The sequence below is a fragment of the Klebsiella sp. H-Nf2 genome (assembly GCF_002806645.1).
GTDB lineage: Bacteria > Pseudomonadota > Gammaproteobacteria > Enterobacterales > Enterobacteriaceae > Klebsiella > Klebsiella variicola.
The window spans coordinates 63,784-84,402 of sequence record NZ_PIBL01000002.1; the positions used below are offsets into that span (position 1 = coordinate 63,784).

General features: G+C 57.7%; 22 protein-coding genes. 12 read left to right on the plus strand and 10 right to left on the minus strand.

Features of this window, described 5'->3' with window-relative positions; genetic code table 11:
* Positions 1 to 23 precede the first annotated feature (23 nt).
* From nlpI to mtr, 4 genes are all read left to right on the plus strand, one after another.
* Positions 24 to 908, plus strand: coding sequence for a lipoprotein NlpI (nlpI, locus tag CWM58_RS06920; protein ID WP_002918241.1), 885 nt, complete (start codon positions 24 to 26; stop codon positions 906 to 908).
* Positions 909 to 1,012: 104 nt separating this feature from the next.
* The gene (gene yrbN / locus CWM58_RS06925; protein WP_085954934.1) at positions 1,013 to 1,093 is read left to right on the plus strand and encodes a protein YrbN; all 81 of its coding nucleotides are present in this window, start codon (positions 1,013 to 1,015) and stop codon (positions 1,091 to 1,093) included.
* On the plus strand, positions 1,086 to 3,050 hold the full coding sequence (locus CWM58_RS06930; protein ID WP_100680596.1) for a DEAD/DEAH family ATP-dependent RNA helicase: 1,965 nt from the start codon (positions 1,086 to 1,088) through the stop codon (positions 3,048 to 3,050). Before yrbN ends, CWM58_RS06930 begins: the two co-directional genes overlap by 8 nt.
* A 143-nt stretch (positions 3,051 to 3,193) precedes the next feature.
* A complete protein-coding gene (gene mtr, locus CWM58_RS06935) occupies positions 3,194 to 4,438 on the plus strand; it encodes a tryptophan permease (RefSeq protein WP_061153208.1) in 1,245 nt (414 codons plus the stop codon).
* Positions 4,439 to 4,482: 44 nt separating this feature from the next.
* Here the strand turns inward: mtr and CWM58_RS06940 are convergent, their stop codons facing one another.
* The 3 genes from CWM58_RS06940 to ubiU all read right to left on the minus strand — a co-directional run bounded on the left by CWM58_RS06940 (position 4,483) and on the right by ubiU (position 7,513).
* Positions 4,483 to 5,490: a luciferase-like monooxygenase gene (locus tag CWM58_RS06940; RefSeq protein ID WP_100680597.1), complete on the minus strand. Its 1,008-nt coding sequence runs from the start codon at positions 5,488 to 5,490 to the stop codon at positions 4,483 to 4,485.
* Positions 5,491 to 5,633: 143 nt separating this feature from the next.
* A complete protein-coding gene (locus CWM58_RS06945; RefSeq protein ID WP_100680598.1) occupies positions 5,634 to 6,512 on the minus strand; it encodes a U32 family peptidase in 879 nt (292 codons plus the stop codon).
* Between the two features lie 5 nt (positions 6,513 to 6,517).
* The gene (gene ubiU, locus CWM58_RS06950; protein ID WP_004206164.1) at positions 6,518 to 7,513 is read right to left on the minus strand and encodes a ubiquinone anaerobic biosynthesis protein UbiU; all 996 of its coding nucleotides are present in this window, start codon (positions 7,511 to 7,513) and stop codon (positions 6,518 to 6,520) included.
* A gap of 221 nt (positions 7,514 to 7,734) precedes the next feature.
* Between ubiU and ubiT the strand changes: the two genes are divergently transcribed.
* Complete coding sequence (gene ubiT / locus CWM58_RS06955) at positions 7,735 to 8,259, plus strand: ubiquinone anaerobic biosynthesis accessory factor UbiT (protein WP_008806622.1); 525 nt, start codon at positions 7,735 to 7,737, stop codon at positions 8,257 to 8,259.
* Positions 8,253 to 8,756: a GNAT family N-acetyltransferase gene (locus CWM58_RS06960; RefSeq protein WP_100680599.1), complete on the plus strand. Its 504-nt coding sequence runs from the start codon at positions 8,253 to 8,255 to the stop codon at positions 8,754 to 8,756. Before ubiT ends, CWM58_RS06960 begins: the two co-directional genes overlap by 7 nt.
* Here CWM58_RS06960 and CWM58_RS06965 read toward each other — a convergent pair.
* Positions 8,743 to 9,033, minus strand: a complete 291-nt coding sequence (locus tag CWM58_RS06965) for a GIY-YIG nuclease family protein (protein WP_032731566.1) — start codon at positions 9,031 to 9,033, stop codon at positions 8,743 to 8,745. The two genes, CWM58_RS06960 and CWM58_RS06965, sit on opposite strands and share 14 nt — an antisense overlap.
* Before the next feature lie 49 nt (positions 9,034 to 9,082).
* Here CWM58_RS06965 and CWM58_RS06970 point away from each other — a divergent pair, with 49 nt between their 5' ends.
* Positions 9,083 to 9,526 (plus strand): YhbP family protein, encoded by a 444-nt coding sequence (locus CWM58_RS06970; protein ID WP_008806619.1) that lies wholly within the window; start codon positions 9,083 to 9,085, stop codon positions 9,524 to 9,526.
* Here CWM58_RS06970 and CWM58_RS06975 read toward each other — a convergent pair.
* A complete protein-coding gene (locus CWM58_RS06975) occupies positions 9,488 to 10,024 on the minus strand; it encodes a type 1 glutamine amidotransferase domain-containing protein (RefSeq protein ID WP_008806618.1) in 537 nt (178 codons plus the stop codon). The two genes, CWM58_RS06970 and CWM58_RS06975, sit on opposite strands and share 39 nt — an antisense overlap.
* A gap of 128 nt (positions 10,025 to 10,152) precedes the next feature.
* Between CWM58_RS06975 and CWM58_RS06980 the strand changes: the two genes are divergently transcribed.
* Positions 10,153 to 10,800: an NAD(P)H-binding protein gene (locus CWM58_RS06980; protein ID WP_061153213.1), complete on the plus strand. Its 648-nt coding sequence runs from the start codon at positions 10,153 to 10,155 to the stop codon at positions 10,798 to 10,800.
* Positions 10,801 to 10,875: 75 nt separating this feature from the next.
* Entirely contained in the window at positions 10,876 to 11,916 is a 1,041-nt protein-coding gene (locus CWM58_RS06985; protein WP_061153214.1) for a permease, read from the plus strand.
* Positions 11,917 to 12,037: 121 nt separating this feature from the next.
* Here the strand turns inward: CWM58_RS06985 and dolP are convergent, their stop codons facing one another.
* From dolP to CWM58_RS07005, 4 genes are read right to left on the minus strand one after another with little or no spacing between them, the layout of a single operon-like run.
* Positions 12,038 to 12,613, minus strand: coding sequence for a division/outer membrane stress-associated lipid-binding lipoprotein (dolP, locus tag CWM58_RS06990; protein ID WP_002918214.1), 576 nt, complete (start codon positions 12,611 to 12,613; stop codon positions 12,038 to 12,040).
* 9 nt (positions 12,614 to 12,622) lie between these two features.
* On the minus strand, positions 12,623 to 13,213 hold the full coding sequence (diaA, locus tag CWM58_RS06995) for a DnaA initiator-associating protein DiaA (RefSeq protein ID WP_002918211.1): 591 nt from the start codon (positions 13,211 to 13,213) through the stop codon (positions 12,623 to 12,625).
* A gap of 25 nt (positions 13,214 to 13,238) precedes the next feature.
* On the minus strand, positions 13,239 to 13,625 hold the full coding sequence (locus CWM58_RS07000; protein ID WP_061153215.1) for a YraN family protein: 387 nt from the start codon (positions 13,623 to 13,625) through the stop codon (positions 13,239 to 13,241).
* The gene (locus CWM58_RS07005) at positions 13,583 to 15,691 is read right to left on the minus strand and encodes a penicillin-binding protein activator (RefSeq protein ID WP_100680600.1); all 2,109 of its coding nucleotides are present in this window, start codon (positions 15,689 to 15,691) and stop codon (positions 13,583 to 13,585) included. Before CWM58_RS07005 ends, CWM58_RS07000 begins: the two co-directional genes overlap by 43 nt.
* 63 nt (positions 15,692 to 15,754) lie before the next feature.
* Between CWM58_RS07005 and rsmI the strand changes: the two genes are divergently transcribed.
* On the plus strand, positions 15,755 to 16,618 hold the full coding sequence (rsmI, locus tag CWM58_RS07010; protein WP_074387506.1) for a 16S rRNA (cytidine(1402)-2'-O)-methyltransferase: 864 nt from the start codon (positions 15,755 to 15,757) through the stop codon (positions 16,616 to 16,618).
* Positions 16,619 to 16,806: 188 nt separating this feature from the next.
* Here rsmI and garD read toward each other — a convergent pair whose 3' ends face one another.
* Positions 16,807 to 18,378: a galactarate dehydratase gene (gene garD / locus CWM58_RS07015; protein ID WP_022066325.1), complete on the minus strand. Its 1,572-nt coding sequence runs from the start codon at positions 18,376 to 18,378 to the stop codon at positions 16,807 to 16,809.
* 523 nt (positions 18,379 to 18,901) lie between these two features.
* Here garD and garL point away from each other — a divergent pair.
* Together garL and garR are read left to right on the plus strand one after the other, a co-directional pair.
* Positions 18,902 to 19,672 (plus strand): 2-dehydro-3-deoxyglucarate aldolase, encoded by a 771-nt coding sequence (gene garL, locus CWM58_RS07020; protein WP_023298255.1) that lies wholly within the window; start codon positions 18,902 to 18,904, stop codon positions 19,670 to 19,672.
* A 26-nt stretch (positions 19,673 to 19,698) separates the two neighbouring features.
* The gene (gene garR, locus CWM58_RS07025; protein ID WP_100680601.1) at positions 19,699 to 20,589 is read left to right on the plus strand and encodes a 2-hydroxy-3-oxopropionate reductase; all 891 of its coding nucleotides are present in this window, start codon (positions 19,699 to 19,701) and stop codon (positions 20,587 to 20,589) included.
* Positions 20,590 to 20,619 lie beyond the last annotated feature (30 nt).

Here is a 20,619-nt window from a genome sequence, read left to right on the forward strand (position 1 = left end):
ATCGTTGTCTTCGGGAGTGGGAAATGAAGCCTTTTTTGCGCTGGTGTTTCGTGGCGACAGCTCTCACGCTGGCAGGATGCAGTAGCACCGCCTGGCGTAAGGACGCCGTCCTCGCAGTACCATTGCAACCGACTTTACAGCAAGAAGTGATTCTGGCACGCATGGAACAAATTCTTGCCAGTCGGGCTTTATCCGATGACGAACGCGCACAGCTTTTATATGAGCGCGGAGTGTTGTATGATAGTCTCGGTCTGAGGGCATTAGCGCGAAATGATTTTTCACAAGCGCTGGCAATCCGACCCGATATGCCTGAAGTATTCAATTACTTAGGCATTTACTTAACGCAGGCAGGCAATTTTGATGCTGCCTATGAAGCGTTTGATTCTGTACTTGAGCTTGATCCAACTTACAACTACGCGCACTTGAACCGCGGTATCGCCCTGTATTACGGCGGCCGGGCTAAGTTAGCGCAAGATGATCTGCTGGCGTTTTATCAAGACGATCCCAATGATCCTTTCCGTAGCCTGTGGCTTTACATCGCCGAGCGTAAACTCGACGAGAAGCGGGCGCTTGAAGCACTCAGAGAGCGCTTAAACAAGTCGGACAAAGAGCAATGGGGATGGAACATTGTCGAGTTCTACCTTGGCGACATTAGCGAAAAAGAGCTGATGACTCGTCTGAAGGCAGACGCAACGGATAACACCTCGCTCGCTGAGCATCTCAGTGAAACCAACTTCTATTTAGGTAAGTACTACCTAAGTCTGGGGGACAAGGACAGCGCTACGGCACTGTTCAAACTGGCGGTCGCCAACAACGTACATAACTACGTTGAGCACCGATACGCATTGTTGGAATTATCGCTCTTGGGCCAGGAGCAAGATGACCTGGCAGAATCGGACCAGCAATAGCTGACGAACACATCAGCCCATAGTTTTTTGCTTGCCATCACCTTTGCGGGTGAGGGCGTTGTTGTTCGTTAATACACCTACTTTGAGCCGGTTCACACTTTTCAATGAAAATTACCGAAAATTTTCACGATGAGTTATGTAGACTGGCCGCCATTAATTTTGAGGCACACGTACTACATGGCTGAATTCGAAACCACTTTTGCAGATCTGGGCCTGAAGGCTCCCATCCTTGAAGCGCTTAACGATCTGGGTTACGAAAAACCATCTCCGATCCAGGCTGAGTGCATTCCGCATCTGCTGGACGGCCGCGACGTTCTGGGTATGGCCCAGACGGGTAGCGGTAAAACCGCAGCGTTCTCTTTACCGCTGCTGAACAACATTGATCCTGAGCTGCGAGCTCCACAGATTCTGGTGCTGGCACCGACCCGCGAACTGGCGGTACAGGTTGCTGAAGCAATGACGGATTTCTCTAAACATATGCGCGGCGTAAACGTGGTTGCCCTGTACGGCGGCCAGCGTTATGACGTGCAGCTGCGCGCCCTGCGTCAGGGGCCGCAGATCGTTGTCGGTACCCCGGGTCGTCTGCTGGACCACCTGAAGCGCGGCACGCTGGATCTCTCTAAACTGAGCGGTCTGGTACTGGACGAAGCCGATGAAATGCTGCGCATGGGCTTTATCGAAGACGTAGAAACGATTATGGCGCAGATCCCGGAAGGTCATCAGACCGCGCTGTTCTCTGCCACCATGCCGGAAGCGATTCGTCGCATTACCCGCCGCTTTATGAAAGAGCCGCAGGAAGTGCGCATTCAGTCCAGCGTCACGACTCGCCCGGATATCAGCCAGAGCTACTGGACTGCCTACGGCATGCGTAAAAATGAAGCGCTGGTGCGTTTCCTGGAAGCGGAAGATTTTGATGCGGCGATTATCTTCGTGCGTACCAAAAACGCGACCCTGGAAGTGGCTGAAGCGCTGGAGCGTAGCGGCTATAACAGCGCCGCGCTGAACGGCGATATGAACCAGGCGCTGCGTGAGCAGACTCTTGAACGTCTGAAAGACGGTCGTCTGGATATCCTGATCGCGACCGACGTTGCGGCCCGTGGTCTGGACGTTGAGCGTATCAGCCTGGTTGTTAACTATGACATCCCGATGGATTCCGAGTCTTACGTTCACCGTATCGGCCGTACCGGTCGTGCGGGTCGTGCTGGCCGCGCACTGCTGTTCGTTGAGAACCGCGAGCGTCGCCTGCTGCGTAACATCGAACGTACGATGAAGCTGACTATTCCTGAAGTAGAACTGCCGAACGCAGAACTGCTGGGTAAACGTCGCCTGGAAAAATTCGCGGCTAAAGTTCAGCAGCAGCTGGAAAGCAGCGATCTGGACCAGTACCGTGCGCTGCTGTCGCAAATCCAGCCGACGGCTGAAGGCGAAGAGCTGGACGTGGAAACGCTGGCTGCTGCGCTGCTGAAAATGGCCCAGGGCGAACGTTCTCTGATCGTTCCGCCGGACGCGCCGATGCGTCCTAAGCGCGAGTTCCGCGATCGTGACGATCGTTTCGAACGTCGCGGCGACCGCAATGACCGTGGTCCGCGTGGTGATCGTCCTGAGCGTAGTGGCGAAGATCGTCCGAAGCGTGAGCGTCGTGAAGTTGGTGATATGGAGCTGTACCGCATTGAAGTGGGCCGTGATGACGGCGTTGAAGTTCGTCATATCGTTGGCGCGATCGCTAACGAAGGCGACATCAGCAGCCGTTACATTGGTAACATCAAGCTGTTCGGTTCTCACTCCACCATCGAACTGCCGAAAGGTATGCCGGGCGAAGTACTGCAGCACTTTACTCGCACCCGCATCCTGAACAAACCGATGAACATGCAGCTGCTGGGTGATGCTCAGCCGCGTCCAGACCGTGGCGGTGAACGCCGTGGTGGTGAGCGTCGTGAAGGTGGCCGTAGCTTCGGCGGTGAGCGTCGTGAAGGCGGTCGTAGCTTCGGTGGTGAGCGTCGTGAAGGCGGTCGTGGTGATGGTCGTCGTTTCAGCGGCGAGCGTCGTGACGGTGGTAACCGCGCACCGCGCCGCGATGATGCTGGTGCTGCTCCGCGTCGTGATGACTCCGCCGGTCGTCGTCGTTTCGGTGGCGATGCGTAATTAGCACAACACGCTAGCGTAAAGTAAATAATACAGCCCCGATCGTCATGATTGGGGCTTTTTTTATTCCTTTTGTACTCGTGTACTGGTACAGTGCGTCGCACCCATCGTGGGAAAGTTTTTTTGACTGGAGAATTCGGTAAATGGCGACACTAACCACTACGACCACCCGACCGTCTTTATTTGGCGGCGTGGTGATTATCGGCGGCACAATTATCGGTGCGGGCATGTTCTCGCTGCCGGTGGTGATGTCCGGCGCGTGGTTCTTCTGGTCGCTGGCGGCACTGGTTTTCACCTGGTTCTGCATGCTGCACTCCGGTCTGATGATCCTTGAAGCCAACCTCAACTACCGGATTGGCTCCAGCTTCGACACCATCACCAAAGACCTGCTTGGCAAAGGCTGGAACCTGGTGAACGGCGTGTCGATCGCCTTTGTGCTGTATATCCTGACCTACGCCTATATTTCGGCGAGCGGTTCGATCCTGCACCACACCTTCAGTGAAATGTCGCTGAACGTGCCGGCGCGCGCGGCAGGCTTCGGCTTTGCGCTGCTGGTGGCGTTTATTGTCTGGATGAGCACCAAAGCGGTGAGCCGCATGACGGCTATCGTGCTCGGCGCCAAGGTCATCACCTTCTTCCTGACCTTCGGCAGCCTGCTGGGACACGTCGAACCGACGACGCTGTTTAACGTCGCGGAGAAGAATGCCTCCTATGCGCCCTACCTGCTGATGACGCTGCCGTTCTGCCTGGCCTCGTTTGGTTATCACGGTAACGTGCCGAGCCTGATGAAATATTATGGTAAGGATCCGCGCACCATTACCCGCTGCCTGGTTTACGGTACGCTGCTGGCGCTGGGTCTGTACGTGGTCTGGCTGCTGGTGACGATGGGCAATATTCCCCGTCCGCAGTTTATCGATATCGCGCAAAAGGGCGGTAACATTGATGTGCTGGTGCAGGCCCTGAGTGGTGTGCTGAATAACCGCGGTCTGGATCTGCTGCTGGTGGTGTTCTCCAACTTTGCCGTCGCCAGTTCGTTCCTCGGCGTCACGTTGGGTCTGTTCGACTATCTGGCGGATCTGTTTGGGTTTGACGATAGTGCGATGGGGCGCTTTAAAACCGCGCTGCTGACCTTTATCCCGCCGATGATTGGCGGGCTGGTGAAGCCTGACGGCTTCCTGTATGCCATCGGCTATGCTGGCCTGGCGGCGACGGTATGGGCGGCCATTGTGCCAGCGCTGCTGGCCCGCGCTTCGCGTAAACGCTTCGGCAGCCCACAGTTCCGCGTATGGGGCGGAAAAGCGATGATTGTGCTGATCCTGCTCTTTGGTCTCGGCAACGCGGTGGTGCACTTCCTGTCGAGCTTTAATCTGCTGCCGGTTTATCAGTAAGGTTAATGCCCGGTGGCATGACATCCACCGGGCTGACGTTTGTGTTACCCCAACAGCTCCTCTTTCACCTGCATCGCTAAATCAAACGAATACAGGCGCGCCTGATGGTCGAAGATCTGGCCATTGACCATGATTTCGTCCGCCTCGGTTTCGCGCAGAATCGACGCTAAACCATGACGAACCTTAGCCTTATCGCCGACCAGCGACATGCTTAACGCCTGCTGCACGCCATACTGCTCAGACGCTGACCACAGCTGATGCATATTTTCCACCGGCGGCGGCAGTTGTCCGGTTTCGCCGCGACGCAGCTTCACAAACGCCTGCTGCATGGAAGTGAAGAGAAACTCCGCATCGCGGTTGCTGTCGGCGGCGATGATATTGATACACACCATCGCGTACGGTTTTTCCAGCCGCGCCGAAGGTTTGAAATTGCTGCGATACAGATGTAGCGCCTGGAACAGCATGTCTGGCGCGAAGTGTGAGGCGAAAGCAAACGGCAGGCCGAGCTGCGCCGCCAGCTGGGCGCTGTACAGGCTTGAGCCCAGCAGCCACACCGGAATTCGTTCGCCATAGCCGGGAACCGGACGCACGTGCGGGTTCGGATCGCGGGCGTCAAACCAGTCCACCAGTTCCGCCACGTCGCGCGGGAAGTTATCGACATCGCCGCTCATATGGCGGCGCAGGGCACGCATGGTCGGCTGATCGCTACCTGGCGCGCGGCCAAGTCCGAGATCGATACGCCCGGGATAAAGGGTATTCAGGGTGCCGAACTGTTCGGCGATCACCAGCGGTGAGTGGTTGGGCAGCATCACCCCGCCGGAACCGAGATGCAGAGTGGTGGTATTGGCGGCGAGATAGCCTATCAGCACCGAGGTCGCCGCGCTGGCAATGCCGACCATATTATGGTGCTCCGCCAGCCAGTAGCGGTGATAGCCGCGCGATTCGGCCAGCCGGGCAAGATCCAGAGAGTGGGTAAAGGCTTCTTTGGCAGAAGATCCTTGCGGGATCGGCGCCAGGTCGAGCACCGAGAACGGAACAGATTTGTCAGTCATAAAGGCTCACTTTGCTACAGCATCGTCATCAGATTGAAGGTCTTCTTCCAGCCTGGCGCATCCTGGACGCGCCAACCAGAAAAGCTGCATCTTTAATAATGCATTAAAATCTGAGCACTGTTGTTAACAAAGTGAGCGGTTTATCAGGCTTGCAGCACCAGACCGGGCAGCCGTTTCCAGTAGCCGTTGCAATCACTATTGCTGGTAAGATCCAGTGGCCCAGCACCGTTTTCGTTGGCGCGGAAGGCCTCTAGCATAGCGAAGGTTTCGTTGCCCATCGGCGACAGGCGCACCATATCCACCAGGCCGTGCATCGAGGTTAACTCGTTGCCAAGGTTATAGACGTAGCCGCTCATCGTCTGGATACCGTTGAGCACGAACACCTGCTGGTTCTCCTGCGACAGCATGCTGCGTCCGGTCGGGTACTTGATGCAACAGGTTTCGCATTCGTCCTTTGGCCGGTCTTCCGAGCGGGCGGTAAAGCAGCGCGCGGAATAGGCCAGCGGCAGATGGCCGTAGCTCAGCACTTCCACTTCAAACTGGTTGCGAATACCCAGCTCTTCGCACTGGGTCAGTAAATTTGCCAGCCAGTCGCGGGAAAGCTCTACCGGCATGCACCAACGCATCATGCCTTGTTTCAGCAGCAGGCGCAGAGTGACGGCGTTATAGCAGTTCAGCGCATGCCCGGCAACGAACGGCAGCTTGCGTTCGGCACAGAGGTTCACCACGCCAAGGTCGCTGGCCTCAATCAGGAACTCGCCATTCTCGACATAGCGCTTCAGTTCGCCCAGTTCGGAAGAGGCCTGCACCAGCGCGAGGGTAGACAGCACCACCTGTTTGCCGCTACCGGCCAGCGCTTTTGCCATCTCGATCCAGTCGCCAACTTTGGTGGCGCGGCGTTTGCTGCACACGGCTTCGCCGAGATAAATGGTGTCGGCGCTGCTGTTTGCCGCCTGCTGGTAAAAATCTTCCAGCGTCTCTTTTGGCCAGTAGTACAGCACCGGCCCTAATGAATATTTCATGTTTCTCACTGCCATTTACGGTGATAGGCGCCAAGGGTGGTTTGCGTCCCTTCGGACATCGAACCAAGGGTTTCCATCCAGGCGGATTGCGGCACAAAATTCTGCGGATCGGCTTTGCAGCGGTCGATCGCCTGGCGCCAGACTTTCGCCACCTGGGTAACGTACGCCGGGCTGCGCTGACGGCCTTCGATTTTCACCGAGGCGATATTGGCGGCCATCAATTCCGGCAACAGCTCCAGGGTGTTGAGGCTGGTGGGCTCCTCCAGCGCATGGTAGCGCTCGCCATCGACCAGGTAGCGGCCTTTGCACAGTGTCGGATAACCGGCGTTTTCGCCATCCTGATAGCGGTCGATCAGCACCTCATTAAGGCGCGATTCCAGCCCCTGCGGCGTTTGCTGCCAACGCACGAAGCGGGCAGGCGAACAGGCGCCGACGGTATTCGGCGATTCGCCGGTCAGGTAGGAAGAGAGATAGCAGCGGCCTTCCGCCATGATGCACAGGCTGCCGAAGGCGAAGACTTCCAGCGGCACCGGCGTGGCGCGGGCCAATTGTTTTACCTGGTGAATAGATAACACTCGTGGCAGTACGACACGCGCCACGTCAAAGTTGCGATGATAGAAGCGAATGGCCTCTTCATTGGTGGCGGAAGCCTGCACCGAAACGTGACGCTCAATGTGTGGATAACGCTCCGCGGCGTACTCCAGCATGGCAATATCGGCCAGGATGAGCGCATCGGCGCCCAGCTGGGCGGCCATATCCACCGCGCGCTGCCAGCGGGCATAGCCGTCGGGATGGGCAAAGGTGTTGATCGCAATATGCAGCTTACGACGGTGCTGATGCACAAAGCTGACGGCTTCCTGCAGTTTTTTTTCGGTGAAATTAAGGCCGGCAAAGTGGCGGGCGTTGGTGTCATCTTTCAGCCCGATATAGACGGCATCGGCGCCGTTTTCGATGGCCGCCTTAAGCGCCGGAAGGTTACCGGCTGGGCAGAGCAGCTCCATAATTTTTCCTGAAAAATGCGGCCGGTCAGGGACGCTGAATGGTTAACGAGCAGGGATTTTAGTTAACCTTCTGGTGACAATTTTTGATTTGAGGCAGTTAAAAGTGTATTGGCGGCGCCAATAACTGGCGGGCGTCATCGCGTTTTTGTTGATTTACGCCGCTATGTTGTTTATGTGATATGGCACAATAGCGGAACAATTGCATTCATGGAGTAAAGCTTGTGTTGGATAAACTGCGTTCCCGGCTGGTCCACTTTGGCCCGTCTTTACTGAGCGTGCCGGTTAAGCTGGCGCCTTTTGCCCTCAAGCGCCAGGTGCTGGAGCAGGTGCTAAGCTGGCAGTTCCGTCAGGCGCTGGCAGAGGGAGAACTGGAGTTTCTCGAGGGGCGCTGGTTAAGTATTCATGTGCGTGACATTGGTCTGCTGTGGTATACCTCGGTAGTCGATGGTCGCCTGGTGGTCAGCCAGCAGGCCGACGCCGACGTCAGCTTCAGCGCCGATGCCAGCGATCTGTTAATGATTGCCGCGCGCAAGCAGGATCCGGATACGCTATTCTTCCAGCGTCGTCTGGTGATTGAAGGCGATACGGAGCTGGGGCTGTACGTAAAAAATTTGATGGACGCCATTGAGCTCGAGCAGATGCCAAAAGCGCTGCGCGTGATGTTGCTGCAACTGGCGGATTTTGTCGAAGCTGGACTGAAGAGCCCGCAGAAACCTGAACAGACATCGGTAGGTGAGGCATGCTGATTCGAGTGGAGATTGGGATTGATGCACCGGGAATCGACGCGCTGCTGCGTCGTACCTTCGGCCGCGATGCCGAAGCGCAGCTGGTGCACGATCTGCGTGAAGATGGACTGATCACGCTGGGGGTAGTGGCAACGGATGATGAAGGCCAGGTGATCGGCTACGTTGCCTTCAGCCCGGTTGCGGTGGAAGGTGAAGAGCTGCAGTGGGTCGGTCTGGCGCCGTTGGCGGTGGATGAACACTATCGTGGACAGGGCATCGGCCGGCAACTGGTCTATGAAGGGCTGGATTCGCTGAATGAGTTTGGCTATGCCGCGGTGGTGACGCTGGGCGACCCGCATTTATACCGTCGCTTCGGTTTTGAGCCGGCCGCGCGCTTCGATCTCCGTTGCCGCTGGCCGGACAGCGCGGAGGCGTTCCAGGTTCACCGTCTGGCGGATGACGCTCTCGAAGGCGTTCACGGCCAGGTAGAATACAGCGACCATTTTAATCGTCTTTGAGCCTCGCCAGCAGGGTATCGAAGGCATCCTCTCCGGCAACGAGGCGCTCTTTTTCGCGCTTCGTTAGCTGCTTAACGCGGTATTCCAGTCGCAACGCAAGTGAGTGTTCACCAACCTCGTGGCTAAAGGCCAGCAGCAGGTCGCCTTTACCGCGCAACGCCTTCGCGCCTTTTCCCGCCTGATGCTGGCGAAAGCGGCGCGGCACATCGGTGGTGATGCCGGTATAAAGGCGATTATCCGCGGTTCGAATGAGATACAGAAACCAGCACACGGTCACAAAGTCGCTATGGTAAGGTGTGTGCACCATAGCATAATGGAGAAGAAAGATGGAAACCCTTGCTGCCATTGGTCGCTGGCTGAGTAAACAGCACGTCGTCACCTGGTGCGTCTCCCGCGACGACGAGCTGTGGTGTGCGAATGCCTTTTACGTCTATGACCCGGATACCGTGGCCTTTTATCTGCTCAGCGATGAGCACACCCGCCACGGTCAGATGACCGGCGAACGGGCGAAAGTGGCCGGTACGGTTAATGGCCAGCCAAAAACCGTGGCCCTGATCCGCGGCGTGCAGTTCAAAGGCGAGATCCGTCGTCTGAGCGGTGACGAAGAGGCGCGGATGCGCCAGCGCTACGTTAAGCGCTTTCCGGTGGCCCGCATGCTGTCGGCGCCGGTATGGGAGATTCGTCCGGACGAAATCAAGTTTACCGATAACACGCTGGGCTTCGGGAAAAAGTTACACTGGCGGCGTGATGCCGGCGCCGAGCAGGCGTAGCGCTTCGCGATTGAAGGCCGGCAGATCGTCCGGCGTTCTGCTGGTGACCAGCTGTTCGTTATCGACCACCACCTCCTGGTCGTAAAACTCGCCCCCGGCGTTTTTCACATCCACCACGATAGGCTTCACCGCCGTGAGCTTACGCCCGCGGATCACATCGGCGCTGATCAGCAGCTGCGGGCCGTGGCAGATGGCGAAGACCGGCTTCCCGCCGTTGACGAAATCGCGGGTAAAGGTGACGAAGCGTTCATCCCCGCGCAGCTGATCAGGGGAATAGCCCCCGGGCAGCAGCAAGGCATCAAATTCGCCAGGTGTGACGTCATCGATGGCTCTGTCGATGGCGACCTCCGCTTCTCCCTGTTTACCCTTCACCGTCTTGCCAGCCTGCTTTTCGATCGTGACGACCTGATGCCCGGCGAGCTTGAACGCATCGGCGGGAGAGGTAAATTCAGAATCTTCAAAGTCGTCGGTAATGAGCACGGCTATCTTTTTACTCATGCTTCCTCCGCTATCTGGATGGTCAATGAGGTAATTCCATGATGATGGTGGATACTTACCTTGTAAGGTATTAAGCCTGGAACATGAGCCCGAAAGTGCAAGGCGGAGAATTCTGTAAAGGAGAATCAATGAGTCAGGTATTATTAACCGGCGCGACCGGGTTAGTTGGCGGTCACTTACTCCGGCTGCTGCAGAATGAGCCGAGCATCAGCGCCATCGCCGCCCCGACGCGTCGCCCGCTGGCACCGGCGGAAGGGGTGTTCAATCCTCACGATCCCCAGTTGACCGATGCTCTGGCGCAGGTGGTCGACCCGGTCGATATCGTCTTCTGTTGCCTGGGGACGACGCGTCGGGAAGCGGGAAGCAAAGAGGCCTTTGTCCATGCTGATTACACGCTGGTTATCGATACGGCGCTGGCCGGAAAACGGCTTGGCGCGCAGCATATGCTGGTGGTCAGCGCGATGGGCGCCAATGCCCACTCGCCGTTTTTCTACAATCGGGTGAAGGGGGAAATGGAGGCGGCGTTGATCGAACAGGCCTGGCCGCGGCTGACCATTGCCCGGCCGTCGATGCTGTCAGGCGAGCGGGAAAAGAAGCGGGCCAATGAGACTTTCCTCGAACCGCTGTTCCGGCTGCTGCCGGGAAACTGGAAGGCGATTCCGGCCCGTGACGTGGCGATTGCCCTGCTGGCGGAGGCGCTGTCGCCCACCCAGGAAGGCGTGCAAATTCTGACGTCATCCCAACTGCGGGAGCGCGCCGCGCAGCAGGCTGAATAGCGTTTTGCAAACGCAAACATCCGGCGTACTATTCACGGCTTCAATTCATATCCACATTTCTTGCTGGGGAATGCTATGACTGGTCAGTCTTCATCTCAGGCGGCGTCACCGTTTCAATGGTGGAAACCTGCGCTTTTCTTTCTCGTCGTGATTGTCGGCCTGTGGTTCGTCAAATGGCAGCCCTATTACGGGAAAGCCTTCACCGCTGCGGAAACCCACAGTATCGGTAAATCCATTCTGGCCCAGGCCGACGCTAACCCGCTGAAAGCCGCGTGGGACTACGCGATAGTTTACTTCCTTGCCGTCTGGAAAGCGGCAGTGCTCGGCGTGCTGCTCGGGTCGCTGATTCAGGTGCTGATCCCGCGCGACTGGCTGCTGCGCACCCTTGGACAATCGCGTTTTCAGGGCACGCTGCTGGGGGCGATTTTCTCGCTGCCCGGTATGATGTGCACCTGCTGCGCCGCGCCGGTCGCGGCCGGCATGCGCAAACAGCAGGTGTCGATGGGCGGGGCGCTGGCGTTCTGGATGGGTAACCCGCTGCTCAACCCGGCGACGCTGGTGTTTATGGGCTTTGTCCTGGGCTGGCAGTTTGCGCTGGTTCGCCTGGTCGCTGGCCTGGCGACGGTGCTGATTGTCGCGACCCTGGTGCAGAAATGGGTGAAAGAGGCGGCGACGCAGCCGGTAGCAGTGCCTGCTGCACCGTCTGAAGCGGCCAGAGACAGCTTCTTTAGCCGCTGGCTGCGGGCGCTGTGGACGCTGTTCTGGAATACGATCCCGGTTTATATCCTTGCGGTACTGGTGCTGGGAGCGGCGCGCGTCTGGCTGTTCCCGCACGCCGATGGCGCGGTGGATAACACGTTATTCTGGGTCATCGCGATGGCGATAGCCGGCTGCCTGTTTGTGATCCCTACCGCGGCGGAAATTCCGATTGTGCAGACGATGATGCTGGCTGGCATGGGGACGGCGCCAGCGCTGGCGCTGCTCATCACTCTGCCGGCGGTGAGCGTGCCGTCGCTGATTATGCTGCGCAAAGCCTTCCCGGCCAAAGCGCTGTGGCTGACTGGCGGACTGGTGGCGCTTTGCGGGGCGATTGTCGGTGCGCTGGCGCTGGTGTAGTTTGCCGTAAACGTACGGATAGCCGGATTGGGTGCCGGGCGGCGGCTACGCCTTACCCGGCACCCAACGCATAGGGGACGGTAGCCCGGCTAAGCGCAGCGCCAGCCGGGAGACTGCAGCTTTATTTGATGTAGGTAAAGGCGGTGGTCACGCGGGACACGCCGCTCACCCGGCTGGCAATATCCGCGGCCGCCCGGCCTTCACGATCGGTCACCAGCCCCATCAGGAAGACTTCACTGTTTTCCGTGGTCACCTTCACGTTCGAGGATTTGACCTGATCGGTGCTCAGCAGCTGCGAACGCACCTTAGTGGTAATCCAGGTATCAGACGAGGCGGTCCCTAAACCAATCGGCTGGCCCTGGCGCACTTCATTAAACACTTCCGTGGTCCCTTCCACGCCCATGGCGATTTGCTTGGCGCGGGCAGAGAGATCCGGCGTTGGCGACTGGCCGGTCAGCAGGACTTTGCCCTGATAAGCCGTGACGTTGATACGGGCCTGTTTTTTAATCTGTTCATCTTTCGACAAGGCGCTATTGACGCGCAGTTCCAGGGTGCTGTCATCGACCTGGGTTCCCACCGTACGCGGGTCCGTTGCGGCTTTGGTGCCGACAGCTGCCGTTCCGACTACCGCGGCGGCAACACAGCCCTGCAGCAGTAGTGCAGAAAGCAGGATGGCGAGGGGCGAGAGAGCCTTCATGTGTTCTCCTTAATCGTCCTGGTGTGGAAAAAGGGTGTTATCTATCAAATCGCACAGACAGTTGACGGTCAGCATATGCATCTCCTGAATACGCGCGCTGCGATGCGAGGGGATGCGGATTTCGACATCCTGCTGACCTAAGAGGCCAGCCAGCTCACCGCCGTCATAGCCGGTTAACGCGACGATAGTCATGTCGCGGGTCACGGCGGCTTCCACCGCCTTGACGATATCCCGGCTGTTACCGCGCGTAGAGATCGCCAGCAGCACATCGCCGGCGTGTCCCAGGGCGCGCACCTGCTTGGCGTAGATCTCGTCATGCAGGCGATCGTTGGCGATCGCGGTTAAGACCACATTATCGGTATTTAGTGCAATGGCGGGTAAACCAGGGCGTTCCGTTTCAAAACGATTAATCATGCTGGCAGCAAAATGCTGTGCGTTGGCGGCGGAGGTGCCATTACCACAACAGAGGATTTTGTTGCCGTTGAGCAGGGACTGCACGAGCGTCATCGCCGCCCGGGAAATAGCGTCCGGGAGTGCTTCTGCTGCGGCAATTTGGGTTTGAATGCTTTCGGTAAAGCAGGCTTTGATTCTGTCGAGCACGGGATCCCTTACTTCTGGTATTACGCTATTCGCCAAAGGCGTTTTTTAGCCATTGGATGTCGTTTCCGGTGAAGGCTACCACATCGAAACGGCAATCCACAGTCTCAAAGCTCCCATTCTGTCGGCAGAGCCACAAACGGGCGGCTTTAAGCAGTCGTTGTTGTTTTTGCGGGGTGACGCTGGCCGCCGCGTCACCGTACTGGGCGCTCCGGCGGTAGCGCACCTCGACAAAAACGGTGACGGCGCCGTCGCGCATGATGAGGTCAATTTCGCCGCCACGCTCGCGGGCATTGGCGGCGATAAAACGCAGGCCCTGGCCTTCCAGCCAGCGGCGAGCCTGGTTTTCCCAGGCGTCGCCAGTCTGTTTGCTTAGCTGGCCGGAACGATTTTTCCCTGCTGGTATTTGAGCCATGACAGTTTCCTGTTAATCACACAATCCTGGGTGGCCGTCAGATCGCCGGTATTCCCGTTCAGCTCGAAGCCCGGCGTTTGGCGCATTTGCGTGAAGTGGTTCGCCAGTGACCAGGCGTCAGCGCCCATGGCATACAGGCGCGCCAGCGAGTAGTCATTACGTACAGCGGACAGCGCCTGCTGCATCAGCGCCGGGTTGCTGCCGGCCAGCATCGGGATCTCACTATACTGCAGGCCTTCCATCTCCAGACGGAAATCCGGCCCTGCGGTGCCCTGGGCGCTGCGTGAGCTGGCGTACAGGGTGACATTGTTTTGACTGCCGTTGCGCATGGCGATCATGGGTTTGATATAGGCAATCTGTTCCGGGGTGGCGAGGATATAGGCGGCGTCTACGCTGCCGCCGCTGCTCACTGGCATCTCATCCGCACTGCCGAGGGAACTGTTCTGGGCCGAAGGTAGGGTGGAGACCGGCGTGCCGCTCAGCGCAATGCCCCCTCCGCCGTTGACGCCGGCGCGCAGCTCAGCCGTGGAGCCAAAGCGCTGCTGCAGGACGCTGGCGCCGCCCAGCTTCAGCCATTCGTCGGCAAAAGCGCTAACCACGCGATCGCCCAGCGCACCGCGCGGAACCAGCAGCAGCGGCGTCTGTTTGCCCTGTTGGTGGATATGTCGGGCGGCGTCACGCGCTTCGTCTTCCGGAGAAAGGGCGAAATAGCAGATGTTAGCGCGGCTTTCGACTTTTTCCGGCTGGTTGAGGGCCAGCACGTTGAGCGGCGTGTTGCTCTTAATCACCTCATCCACGTTCTCTTTCAGCAGCGGTCCGACGACTAAAGTGGCGCCGTCCTGCTGAGCCTGGGCAAGCAACTGACTGATGGGCTGGCTGGTGGTGTCGTAAATTTTTAGTTCCGCAGAGGGGTTGGCGGCGGTGGCGACCACGGGTTGAGGCTGCGCGGTCGGGGCGGTTACCGGCTGGGTAGCCGGGGATGCGGTGGTCTGCGGCGTAGCGGCCGCTGCCGGCGCCTGGGCTGCAGGTTCCGCGGCAGGCGCCGCCTGGTCTTGTGCCGGCGCCTGCACCGGTTCAGCGCGGCTTCCGGTGGCGGTAAGATCGCTGATTTCTGCCTGCGACGGACTCACCACATCATCATTCCCGGAGACATTCGCCGCCTGGGCAACCTGCGCGGGAACCGCGCTGCCGTTCACTGGCGGCGCGCCATTTTTGGCGGCTTCAAAGCCCTGCTGGATAGTGCGGCCGAAGATCGACGCCTGACCGTTCAGCGGCAGAAAAAGCGCAATCTTGTTGGTGGATGCGGGCTTATAGTTTTGCATGTTCACCAGCGCCGTCGGCAGCATTTTGGCGCCCGGGTTTTGCGGGTAGCGCGTCTGCCAGTCTTTAACGCCCGCCTTCAGCAGCGTCGGATCGTTGCGATTGTCAAACCACATCCGCTGCAGATCCAGCCAGCCCTGGAGGGTATTTTCATCGGCATTGATCACCAGCGCATTGGCCTGATCCTGGGTCATCGTGGTTAACGCTTGCCAGGTCGCGTCAATGTTTTGCTGGCGTTGTTTGGCATCGCTCAGCAGTGGCTGCTGGGCGATTAACGCACGCAGTAACGTAACTGATGGCTTACCCTGGCTGGCATCAATTTGTGCCTGCCAGTAGCGCGCCTGCTGGGGTTGATCCAGGCTTGCCGGGTCGAGCTTTGCCAGCAGAGTACGAGCGCCCTGGTAGTCGTTTTGCGCCAGCTTCACTTCCACCGCCAGCAGCGACTGTTCGCGGGCCTGGGTGCTGTTCAGGTTCGACGGCAACTGGTTGTACAGGTCGATGGCCTGTTGTTTCTTCCCTTCCTGAAGCAGTGCACGAATGGCGAGTAATTGCCAGTTGGTCTTGCTATCATTCGTGCTTTGCTGCATCTGCTGTAGGTAGAAACTGGAGTTGGCCTGCGATGTACCCTGCATAAACGCCGTGCTTTGATCCTGCGTGTGGGTGCCGCAGCCAGCAAAAAGAAGCGTCGCCAGCAATACGGGCAGACAGCGCGCGGGCTTAGAACGAAGAAATGTTGACGGTACCATAAGTGTCCAGTGATATTTTTTTGGCTCAATGCTCAATATTAAATCGGCAATACGGACGAGACAATGAAACAACACGAATCAGCGGATAATTCTCAGGGGCAGCTCTATATTGTGCCCACTCCGATAGGGAATCTGTCTGATATCACGCAGCGCGCACTGGAAGTGTTGCAAGCTGTTGATTTAATTGCTGCTGAAGATACCCGCCACACCGGTTTGCTGCTGCAACATTTTGCGATTAACGCCCGCTTATTTGCGCTTCACGACCATAACGAGCAGCAAAAGGCGGAAACACTTCTTGCTAAACTGAAGGCAGGCCAAAACATTGCGCTGGTCTCCGATGCCGGCACGCCGCTGATTAATGACCCTGGCTACCATCTGGTGCGCACCTGCCGCGAAGCGAATATTCGCGTCGTACCGCTGCCGGGCCCCTGCGCGGCCATCGCCGCCCTGAGCGCCGCCGGTCTGCCTTCCGACCGTTTCTGCTATGAAGGTTTCCTGCCAGCGAAATCGAAAGGCCGCCGCGATACCCTGAAGGCGCTGGAAGAAGAGCCGCGCACTATTATCTTCTATGAGTCGACGCACCGCCTGGTGGAGAGTCTGGAAGATATCTGCGCGGTACTGGGGGAATCCCGCTACGTGGTGCTGGCCCGCGAGCTGACCAAAACCTGGGAATCGATCCACGGCGCGCCGATCGGCGAGCTGGTGGCCTGGGTGAAGGAAGACGAAAACCGTCGTAAAGGCGAGATGGTACTGATCGTCGAAGGCTTCAAGGCCCAGGAAGAGGCGCTGCCGGCGGCCGCGTTGCGTACCCTGGCGCTGCTGCAGGCAGAGCTGCCGCTGAAGAAAGCCGCCGCGCTGGCCGCGGAGATCCACGGCGTAAAGAAAAATGCGTTGTATAAGTACGCCCTGGAGCAGCAGGGGGAGTAACCCTGTAAATTGACTTTGGGATCAGCAAGCCGCTCTTCAGAAATTGAAGGGCGGCTTGAACGTCATCTGATATGTCGGAAGAAATGTCGGAAGAAAAGGGCAGAATCGCTTTCCTTGCCGCACAGCATCCGTAACCAACAAGCCCGGATAAATCCGGGCTAAAAGTAGTTAAATTCTCACGCTCTCGATCAGGTCACCGGCGCCGGGTTAAACACCGCCAGCTGGTTGTGCAGGCCCCATTGATCGGAGAAAGTTTTCTTGCGTCCGCTGGCGACGTCGAGAATAAATTCGAACAGCTTCCGCCCGACATCCTCAATCGTCTCTTCGCCAGTGGCGATGGTCCCGGCGTTAATGTCCATTAAATCATACCAGCGGTTGGCCAGCTCGGTCCGGGTCGCCATTTTTATTACGGGTACCGCCATCAGGCCATACGGCGTGCCGCGACCGGTGGTGAACACCTGCACGGTAATGCCAGAGGCGACCTGCTGGGTGCCGCAGACAAAATCGCTGGCGGGGGTCGCGGCATAAATCAGGCCGCGTTTGGTCGGGCGCTGGCCTGGAGAGAGCACCTCGACGATGGCGCTTTTCCCTGATTTAGCAATAGAACCCAGCGCTTTTTCCACCACGTTAGCCAGGCCGCCTTTTTTGTTGCCGGGGGAGGGGTTGGCGCTGCGGTCGGTTTTGCCCATGTCGAGATAGTTATCGTACCAGGCCATCTCTTCCAGCAGGCGTTTGCCGACCTCTTCGTTAATCGCCCGCGGGGTTAACAGATGGATGGCGTCGCGGACTTCGGTCACTTCCGAGAACATCACCGTCGCGCCGCAGCGCACCAGCAGGTCGGATGCATAACCCACCGCCGGGTTGGCGGTCACACCGGAGAAGGCGTCGCTGCCGCCGCACTGCATGCCGACCACCAGCTCTGAAGCCGGACAGGTTTCCCGCTGGCGCTGGTTCAGTTTCGCCAGGTGGCACTCGGCGACCTGCAGAATGTCATCGACCATCGATTTAAAACCAACATGCTTTTCATCCTGCAGGCTGACGATGCTGGCGCTGTCCACCGGGATACTTTTGACGTCTTCCGTGCCCTGCAGCAGGCGTTCCGGCTGCAGCTTTTCACAGCCGAGGCCAATGACCATCACCTCGCCGCCGAAATTCGGGTTGAGGGCGATATTGTGGATAGTGCGAATTGGCACTACCGCCGCCGGTGCATTAATCGCCACGCCGCAACCGTAGAGGTGGTTCAGGCCTACCACGCCGTCGACGTTGGGGTATTTCGGCAGCAGGTCGCGTTCAATGATTTTCACCACATAATCAACCACGCCCGCAACACAGTGCACGCTGGTGGTGATGCCCAGCAGGTTCTTGGTGCCCACGCTGCCATCGGCATTGCGGTACCCTTCAAAGGTATAGCCTTCCAGCGGCGGTAGGGGTTCAGGCACTTTGGTCGCCAGCGGCAGGGTGTTCAACGGCGGGGCGGTGGGCAGTTCCACCAGCGATTCGTCAATCCAGCTTCCCTGTGGGATGTCGCGCACGGCGAAGCCAATCACTTCTCCGTAGCGGATGATTTCACCGCGGGCAGGGATATCCACCAGGGCTACTTTATGACCCTGTGGGATGTGTTCGACGAGCGTCAGGCCGTCCGGGAAACGTGTTCCGGCGGTCAATCCCCGATCGTTAACAATAATCGCCACGTTATCTGTCGGGTCAACTTTAATATAAAACGCGGTTGGCGATTGTTGTCGAATTGCAATGTCAGCCATTGTCCAGTCATCTCCAAAAAGGTGCTAAAAAAAGAATGAAATGGTCATTCTGGTGCTGTAGAAAAGAATAATGAAATAAAGAATGTCAGGAGTAATGGCTTTAAAATGTGATCTGTATCACCCCTCTTTGCGACGAAGCTCACGCACCGACAGGCAATCATGAGAACTGTGGATTAGCGCCCATGACTTGTGGCATTTGCCTAACTAAAGCGTCAGATAAGACATTTATATTGTGATTATGCATGGTGTCTGGCGATGGCAGGCTGATTATACTGTGTCATGATTTTGAGGTAGCCGATAGGCAATAAGAGAGCGTTGATATCGTCTATTTAACAAATAAAGAACCCGATTAAAAAAATAATAAAAGGTGTTCTGTGTTTGATGAATATCTTCATGATCCTGGATGGGATGAGAAACAAGGAATACCAACTCGCTATTTTATTCTGCTGATTATATTTATGGTTCGCGAGATTAAACGCCTGGAATTGCAGAAGTAAGCAACGATTAACGCAAGGTAAACATCATGGATAACGCAATTTTCCCGAACAAATTTAAGGCCGCGCTGGCGGCTCATCAGGTGCAGATTGGCTGCTGGTGCGCGCTGGCTAACCCGATCAGCACCGAGGTGCTGGGTCTGGCCGGTTTCGACTGGCTGGTGCTGGATGCGGAACACGCGCCGAACGACGTGACCACGCTTATCCCACAGCTAATGGCGCTGAAGGGCAGCTCCAGCGCGCAGGTAGTCCGTGTGCCGACCAATGAGCCGATCATCATCAAGCGCATGCTGGACATCGGCTTCTATAACTTCCTGGTGCCGTTTGTCGAGACGGCTGAACAGGCGGCGCAGGCGGTGGCGTCGACCCGTTATCCGCCGGAAGGGATCCGCGGGGTCTCCGTTTCCCACCGCGGCAATATGTTTGGCACCGTGGCGGACTACTTCGCCCAGTCCAACAAGAACATTTCCATTCTGGTGCAGATTGAGAGCCAGACCGGGGTGGACAACGTCGAGGCGATTGCCGCGACCGACGGCGTCGACGGCCTGTTCGTCGGCCCGAGCGACCTGGCCGCGGCCTTAGGTCATCTGGGCAATGCCGCCCATCCTGAGGTACAGCGCGCCATCCAGCATATCTTCGCCAGCGCGAAGAAACACGGTAAGCCAAGTGGCATTCTGGCGCCGGTGGAAGCCGATGCGCGCCGCTATCTGGAATGGGGCGCGACCTTCGTCGCCGTCGGCAGCGATCTGGGCGTCTTCCGCTCAGCAACGCAGAAACTTGCTGATGCGTTTAAAAAATAATCACCAGGATGAAGAGAGAGAACATTATGAAAATCAAAGTAGGTTTTATCGGTCTTGGCATTATGGGTAAACCGATGAGCAAAAATTTGCTGAAAGCAGGTTATTCGCTGGTGGTGTCCGACCGTAACCCGGAAGCGATTGCCGACGTGATTGCCGCGGGTGCAGAGACCGCGACGACGCCGAAGGCGATTGCTGAGCAATGTGACGTGATCATTACCATGCTGCCAAACTCTCCGCATGTGAAAGAGGTGGCACTGGGTGAAAACGGCATTATCGAAGGCGCAAAGCCGGGCACCGTGGTGATTGATATGAGCTCTATCGCGCCGCTGGCGAGCCGGGAAATCAGCGAAGCGCTGAAAGCCAAGGGTATTGATATGCTGGATGCGCCGGTGAGCGGCGGCGAACCAAAAGCCATCGACGGCACCCTGTCGGTGATGGTCGGCGGCGATAAGGCGATCTTTGATAAATACTACGATCTGATGAAAGCGATGGCGGGCTCCGTGGTGCATACCGGCGACATCGGCGCGGGTAACGTCACCAAACTGGCTAACCAGGTGATTGTCGCCCTGAACATCGCGGCGATGTCTGAAGCGCTGACTCTGGCGACCAAAGCTGGCGTCAATCCGGATCTGGTATATCAGGCGATCCGTGGCGGCCTGGCGGGCAGTACCGTGCTGGATGCCAAAGCGCCGATGGTGATGGATCGTAATTTCAAGCCGGGCTTCCGTATCGACCTGCATATTAAAGATCTGGCGAACGCCCTGGATACGTCCCATGGCGTGGGCGCTCAGCTACCGCTGACGGCGGCGGTAATGGAGATGATGCAGGCGCTGCGTGCGGACGGTCTGGGCACCGCGGACCATAGCGCGCTGGCGTGCTACTACGAAAAACTGGCGAAAGTGGAAGTCACTCGCTAACAAGAAGGGCGCACCACGCGCCCTGTTATT